The organism is Bradyrhizobium sp. P5_C11_2 (genome assembly GCF_054049755.1).
In genome coordinates, this window is sequence record NZ_JBFULT010000445.1 from 1 (window position 1) to 6,403 (window position 6,403).

The following is a 6,403-nucleotide window of genomic DNA, read 5'->3' on the forward strand; positions in this document are numbered from 1 at the left end:
CCAGTAGGCATGGCGGCGATACCAGGGTCGCCCCTGATAATAGATCGACCAGTACGAGGTCAGCACGAAGGTCGCGACGTGCACGTCGATCTCGTCGACATAGTCGGGGAGATAGACGTATTGATGGCGTTCGAGTTATTCTAGATATTGCGACGACACCCAGCCGCGATCGTCGGAGACGCTCACGTCGCACCAGGCATTGCCGCGCAGGCAGCCATGGATGTTGACGCGGGCGCCCTCGGGGATGCGATCGACCACGGGGAATCCCGAACCCGGCCCGGCGCGCAAGCCGGTCGAGACGGTGACGATGCCCGGCGCGGCCAGCGCGGCCGTGGGGGCAAGCAGCAATGCTGCAACCAAAATGTTTCTGAGTCTCATGGCGTGTTCCTCCTCTGCGAGTCCGAACGCGCGGGAGGAACGAGCGTTCCTCCTGGAGCAGCCGCATCAGCCGAAAGATTGAATGTGCGCGGAGTTCAGTATTCATCCGCCGTTCATCTGCACGACGAGCGCAACACCGCGAACGTCAGTTCACCGGCAGCATGAACCCGTCGAAGTACGACGCGAGCCCAGTGAAGTCGTCGAGCGGCAGTACGTTCGCGACATATTGGTCCGGCCGCACCACGACCATGCAACCGGCCTGCCGATCGATGCCGCGCATCGTGAAAACGTCGTGGCCGCTCTTGAGGTCCGGACAGAACATCTTTTCGTAGTCGAGCAAACCATAGCGACCTTTGCGCGGGAGCAGCAGCGACGGCATCGCCTCGACGGCGAGCTCGCGATGATCCTGCTGGAATACCGCGCGCAGGTCGATCACGCTGTCGATGTCGGCGCCCGCCGGCGTGTATCGCTTCACCGGAGAGTCCCGCGCTTCGGTGAGGAAGTCGCACAACGCGCGAATGGCGGAGCCGGCCGCCGCCGGATCTTCGGCGCGCGAAAACGCGTAGATGCGGAAGCGTCCGTCGGCGTCCGCGGCGTGGCCGAGATGGACCGGCTTGGCATCGGCGAGCCGGATCACGGGTGCGGAATGGAAGCGCGTGCCGATGACAAGGCCTGCCGCGAGATGCTGGTGCGATGCTGCGCCAGTGAGGAGCGACGGGCGGTAGTGCGTCGCCGTGCCCGCCGTGTAGCGGCCGTGCCGGACAAAATAGTCCTGCGTCCTGGCCGCATCGGCGCCACCGGCCTTGGCTGCGGAGGCGAGGATCCCCGCCCATTCGCGGTCGAAATCGATCAGCTCCTTGGCAACGGCTTGGCGTTCCGCCGAATAGGAATGCAGCAGGCTCGGCGTAGATTTCCTGCGGATCACGGCCGCAAGCTTCCAGCCGAGATTGAACGCGTCCTGCATCGAGACGTTCATGCCCTGCCCCGCCTTGGGGCTGTGGGTGTGGCAGGCATCCCCGGCGATGAAGATGCGCGGCAGCCGGGTCGCGATCTCGGCCTCCGGCACGTCATCGAACCTGTCGGTCAGGCGCTGGCCGATCTCGTAGACCGACCACCACGCGATTTCCTTCACCGCGAGCGTATGCGGCTTAAGGATCCGCTGCGCCTTGGCGATCACGTCGTCGGCGGTGATGTTGCGGTTGGCGACGCGCTCGCCGACATCGAGCTTGGCGAGCTCGACATAGAGGCGGACCATGTAACCGCCCTCGCGCGGGATGATGAGAAGGCTACCGTCCTTGGCAGATTGAATCAGGGCCTTGAAGCGGATGTCGGGAAAATCGGTCACCGCCAGAACGTCCATCACGCCCCAGGCGTGGTTGGCGGAGTCGCCGTGCAGCTCGCGGCCGATCGATCTGCGCACCGTGCTGCGCGCGCCATCGCAGCCGACGACGTAACGCGCCTTGATCGTCTCGACCTCGCCCTCATTGCCGGCATCGACGCGTTCAAGGCGCACCGTCACGGCATGGTCGGCAGGCCCTGCGGCTGCCTCGACCTCGAGGTCGAGCAGACGTCGGCTGTAGTAGGGCTCGAGCCTGGCCGGCGCTTTCCGCATGATTTCGAGAAAGCCGTCGTGGATGCGCGCCTGGTTGAGGATGACGTGCGGGAATTCCGACAGCCCGTCCTCGACGTCCTGCACCCGGCCGCTGCGGACGATGGTCTCGGGCGCCCGCTCGTCCGGCTTCCAGAACGTCGTCTCGTTGACCCAATAGGCCTCCTTCAGCACGCGCTCGCTGAAACCGTAGGCATGGAACATTTCCATGGTGCGGCAGGCAATGCCGTCGGCCTGGCCAACCAGCAACGGACCCGGCTTCTGCTCGACGATGCAGGTCCTGATATCCGGAAACTGCGCAAGCTGGGCCGCGAGCGTGAGGCCGGCCGGGCCGCAGCCGACGATAAGGACATCGACCACTTCAGGCACGGCCCCCGGTGCGCCCGAGGCCTGAACGCGCAGGGCGGGATCGGCGATCTCGGGATCGCCCGGCTGAAATCCATTGAGATGGAATTGCATGCGCACCTCCCTGACAACATTCTGTTTGGATATTGCTCAGTATGCTGATGATCAGTATACTTGTCAATGAGCACGGCCTGCGCCCCTCGGGAGAAACCGGTGAAAGACAACAACGACATGCCCGGCCATCTGGCGCGCCGGTTCCAGCAGATCGCGGTGGCGGTGTTTCTGGCCGAGATCGCGGATGCCGGATTCGATCTCACGCCGGTGCAATACGCCGCGCTCGCGACCATCAAGGCCAATCCGGGGCTCGACCAGGTGACGCTCGCCGGCCTGATCGCCTACGACCGCACCACCATCACCGGCGTGATCGACCGTCTCGTGCAGAAGGGGCTTGTGGAGCGCCGCGCCTCCAGCCGCGACCGCCGCGCCCGGGAGCTCGAGATCACCGACGAAGGCCGCCGCACGCTGCGCAAGATCACGCCGGCCGTGGAATCGGCGCAGCGCATCATGCTGCGCGGCCTCAGCGCCAAGGAAGGCGAGGAGCTGATGCGGCTGTTGCGCAAGGCCATTGCCGCCGGCAACGATCTCAGCCGCGCGCCGCTGCGCGAGGCGCAGGCATAGGCCCGTATGGCTGGTCCGCAATCGTCGCAGTGCCGCGAAACCCGGAACTAACCTTCGGCTGCTACCGTCGGCCCAATTCGGCGCGTTAACGCGCGATTAACTTTGCCGTTCGGGGGTATCGGATGTTCAGGTTCATCATTGCGGCCGCGGCCATCGCGCTCTCGACCGGTCATGCGGTCGCGAACGGACATGGCGGCGGCGATGCCGCTCCGGCGCCGAAGCCCGAGGCCACGACCGCGCCGGCCAAGGTKGTCCTGACCAAGCAGGGCCCCAAGCTGGTCGATCTCAAGGGCATGACGCTCTATTATTACGAGCGCGACACCAGCGGTAAGACGTCGAACTGCAACGGAAAGTGCACCGAGAGCTGGGTTCCCCTGGCCGCGCCGGCGGATGCCAAGGCGATCGGCGACTTCACCGTGATCAGCCGCAACGACGGCAGCAAGATGTGGGCCTATCGCTACCGTCCGCTCTACACCTCGCCCGCCGACAAGACGCCAGGCGAAGTCAACGGCAATGCGACGACCTTGCAATGGCGCATCGCCCGGCCTGAAGATTAAGGCGAGAACGGCGCGCGTCCGTCGGCGCCCGACGTGCTCATGATCTTTGCGCGCGCCGTGGAATCGGCCGAGGCATAATTGACCTCCGGATTCCAGTGCAGCGCCACGTACAGGACCATTCCGGCCAGGATCGATCCGTAGAAGCCAAATGCCGCCAGCCGCCATCTGCGCACGATGCGGCGGTCGCCCTCATTCAATTGATAAAAGAATTTCTGCATGATGCCTCCAATGGCAACGAGCCATTGAGGCATAGCGCAACCGCGGCGGATCGGCTGTGAAGCAGTTCACCCTTGAAAGGCCGCGTGTCGTGCGCGCCTTCACGCTTGAGTGAGGGCGATGGCGCGCAGGATCGTGGCCCTCACCCGCGCCAGCGTGACCCCGTCCCGGCCTGCGCGTTCTGTCCGGGCGGCAGCACCACGACGGTCGCGTTGAGCTTCACGCGATCGAACAGATCGATCACGTCCTCGTTGCGCATCCGGATGCAGCCCGACGAGATCGCCTGCCCGATATATTCGGGCTGGTTGGTGCCGTGGATACGATAGAGCGTGTCCTTGTTGCCGGAGTAGAGATAGATCCCCCGCGCGCCCAACGGATTGGCGGGACCACCGGCAACGCGCGGTGGATACGGTCCGAGCCGCGCCTGGATCTCCGGTGTCGGAACCCAGTCCGGCCATTCCGCCAGACGGCCGACGCGCGCCACACCGGAGAAGGCCATCGCCTCCTCGCCGACCGCGACGCCGTAGCGGATCGCCTTGCCCTCCGGCAGAACGTAATAGAGGTAGCGCGCATCGGTATCGACCAGGATCGTGCCCGGCTGCTCCTTGCGCGGATAGTCGACGATGTGACGGAGATATTGCTCGGGCACGCTCGCCTGCGCGTAAGGCGTATGCGAAAGCAGCTGCCGGTCGCGCGGCGTCATGCTCGCGTCGGTCGACGGCGAAAGCGTTGCCTGCATGCAACCGCCGAGCGGAAGCAAGGTAACAACGAGAAAAGCGAGAACAGATCTTGGCACCGCCGGCCCCCCAATAGCGGATCGACACCGCCCCCAGCACCGTCAGAATCTGCCCAAATCGTGCAGAAAAAAAGGCAGTGCGGAACACATGCCCGTGTTTGTGAAACCCGGTTCCATCACCACAAACGGCGAAAGACCGTCGCATAGTCTCCATCCCCTCGCCTTGCTTTGGTCAAATCCGGCTGGACTCGTGGGTCCCGGGCTTGGGATGGGCTCACGCAATCGATCGGCTCGCGCCAATGCGGACGACCAAGGCTTCAAAGGAGCTGCGATGCTCGCGACGCTGAACAGCAAGCAAATTGTCGATGAAATCGTGAAGGACGCGGTCAAGGACAACGATCCGCACGATGCGGTTCAGATTTCGCCCGACATTGTRCTGGCGACGCGCGCCAGCAAGGACGCTCCGGCCCTGGCGCCGGAGATCGTGAACCGTCCGGCGCCCAAGATTGGTGTGGAGCCGAGGTACCTGGAGCCGAGGTTGAGCGTTGCACCGGAAACGCCTGCCGCAATACCTTCGGTCGATTCAGCCGTGCGCGTGGCGGCCAGCGATCTTCACGGCCGGCACAAGCGATCATCCGCCGCCAAGTGGCTGCGCGGCGCGTTCATCACGGTGCTGTTTGCGGGAGGAAGTGCTGCTGCAACCGTCGCGTGGGAGAAACACGGCGACACCGCAAGACAGATGCTCGCCGAATGGACACCGGCATTGGCATCGCTGATGCCGTCGACCTCGCAGACAGCGCCCGTCGCCGCCGCCGCGCAACCCGTGCCGACCGCGACGCAAGCGGCAATCGATCAGAGCGCTGACCAATCCGCAACGCCGCCGGCGGCGCAGGACGGCGCCGCCGCGCCCGCGACCGATGCTACGCAATCGGTGCAATCGATGACGCGCGATCTCGCCGCGATGGCGCAGCAGATCGAACAGCTCAAGTCCAACATCGCCGAGTTGAAGGCCGGACAGGAGCAGATGGCACGCGAGATGGCGAAGACGCCGGCACCGAAGCCGGTGGCCGAGGCGAGGCCTCCGGTCGATCCACGTGCGCGAGTCTCCGCGTTGCCGCCGCCGCGGCCGCCGGCGCCGCCGGTTCGCAAGCCGAAGCCGGTCGTGTCGCAGACCTACATGCCGGCCTATCCGGCCGCACCTCCGCCGCCAGCTTCACAGGCTTCCGCAGTCCCTCCGCCGGTCGCGGCGACGCAAGCCGTTGCGGATGATGACGGTCCGGTCGTGCGTCCGCCGATGCCTCTGCGCTAGATCGCAGACGCTGTCCGAGTCGACGTGATGCGTTGAGTCCGGGCGACTACGGTGATCGATGCTTCGGTCGCGTTTTCGAAAAGAGAAAAGGCCGTCGGGATCTATGCCGCCGGCCTTCTCTTGCAACTGCCGGTTCCCGGAGCCCGGTTCTGTTGCAATTCCATGCCTAATGATCGCGCCGACATATTTAATAAAATCTTAAGGCGCCCGCGGGCTGCACATCATTTCTGCGCCATAAGCAAAGAGATTGCGCCACTCGTTCATTCGATAAAGATCGACTCAGTGGTACCATCGGACATGTGTTGAAGACTTCCGTTGAAGGCTTCTCAAGGCTTGTTTTCAAGGCTTGGGTCATCACACCGGGGAATTCGGATGCCTTACTACTATTTCGATCTTGTGGTTGGTGAAGAGTTCAAGAACCAGGGCGGCATTATCCTCGAAGACCTCGAGGTTGCCTCCGACCGCGCCCATCAACTGGCGAGCGAGCTGTCGCAGGTGAAGCCGGAGCTCCAGCAGAAGGGTTGCGCGGTGCGCGTCACCGATCGCGACCACAACGAGCTCTATCGCACACCGCT

General features: G+C 64.3%; 7 protein-coding genes and 1 pseudogene. 4 read left to right on the top strand and 4 right to left on the bottom strand.

Annotation, left to right across the window (positions count from 1 at the left end):
• A pseudogene (locus ACXJL8_RS30460) lies at window positions 1-378 on the bottom strand (SH3 domain-containing protein); the annotation flags it as partial.
• A 145-nt stretch (window positions 379-523) separates the two neighbouring features.
• Complete coding sequence (locus tag ACXJL8_RS30465) at window positions 524-2,446, bottom strand: FAD-binding monooxygenase (RefSeq protein WP_456622864.1); 1,923 nt, start codon at window positions 2,444-2,446, stop codon at window positions 524-526.
• Window positions 2,447-2,545: 99 nt separating this feature from the next.
• On the opposite strand from ACXJL8_RS30465, the gene ACXJL8_RS30470 reads away from it, so the two are divergent.
• Complete coding sequence (locus tag ACXJL8_RS30470; protein WP_456622863.1) at window positions 2,546-3,010, top strand: MarR family winged helix-turn-helix transcriptional regulator; 465 nt, start codon at window positions 2,546-2,548, stop codon at window positions 3,008-3,010.
• Window positions 3,011-3,132: 122 nt separating this feature from the next.
• Complete coding sequence (locus ACXJL8_RS30475; RefSeq protein WP_456622862.1) at window positions 3,133-3,567, top strand: COG4315 family predicted lipoprotein; 435 nt, start codon at window positions 3,133-3,135, stop codon at window positions 3,565-3,567.
• On the opposite strand, the gene ACXJL8_RS30480 is transcribed toward ACXJL8_RS30475, so the two are convergent.
• Both ACXJL8_RS30480 and ACXJL8_RS30485 read right to left on the bottom strand, forming a co-directional pair.
• On the bottom strand, window positions 3,564-3,785 hold the full coding sequence (locus ACXJL8_RS30480; RefSeq protein WP_456622861.1) for a hypothetical protein: 222 nt from the start codon (window positions 3,783-3,785) through the stop codon (window positions 3,564-3,566). The genes ACXJL8_RS30475 and ACXJL8_RS30480 overlap by 4 nt on opposite strands.
• 140 nt (window positions 3,786-3,925) lie before the next feature.
• Entirely contained in the window at window positions 3,926-4,486 is a 561-nt protein-coding gene (locus ACXJL8_RS30485) for a L,D-transpeptidase (protein WP_456622860.1), read from the bottom strand.
• Between the two features lie 364 nt (window positions 4,487-4,850).
• On the opposite strand from ACXJL8_RS30485, the gene ACXJL8_RS30490 reads away from it, so the two are divergent.
• A complete protein-coding gene (locus tag ACXJL8_RS30490; RefSeq protein ID WP_456622885.1) occupies window positions 4,851-5,828 on the top strand; it encodes a hypothetical protein in 978 nt (325 codons plus the stop codon).
• Window positions 5,829-6,200: 372 nt separating this feature from the next.
• Window positions 6,201-6,403: DUF6894 family protein (locus ACXJL8_RS30495; protein WP_456686122.1), on the top strand; the 203-nt coding region annotated here is incomplete at its 3' end.

Excerpts from the sequence above, each read along its gene's own strand:
- ACXJL8_RS30465 (WP_456622864.1), bottom strand. The coding sequence starts at position 2,446 with ATGCAATTCCATCTCAATGGATTTCAGCCGGGCGATCCCGAGATCGCC.
- ACXJL8_RS30480 (WP_456622861.1), bottom strand. The coding sequence starts at position 3,785 with ATGCAGAAATTCTTTTATCAATTGAATGAGGGCGACCGCCGCATCGTG.
- ACXJL8_RS30485 (WP_456622860.1), bottom strand. The coding sequence starts at position 4,486 with ATGACGCCGCGCGACCGGCAGCTGCTTTCGCATACGCCTTACGCGCAG.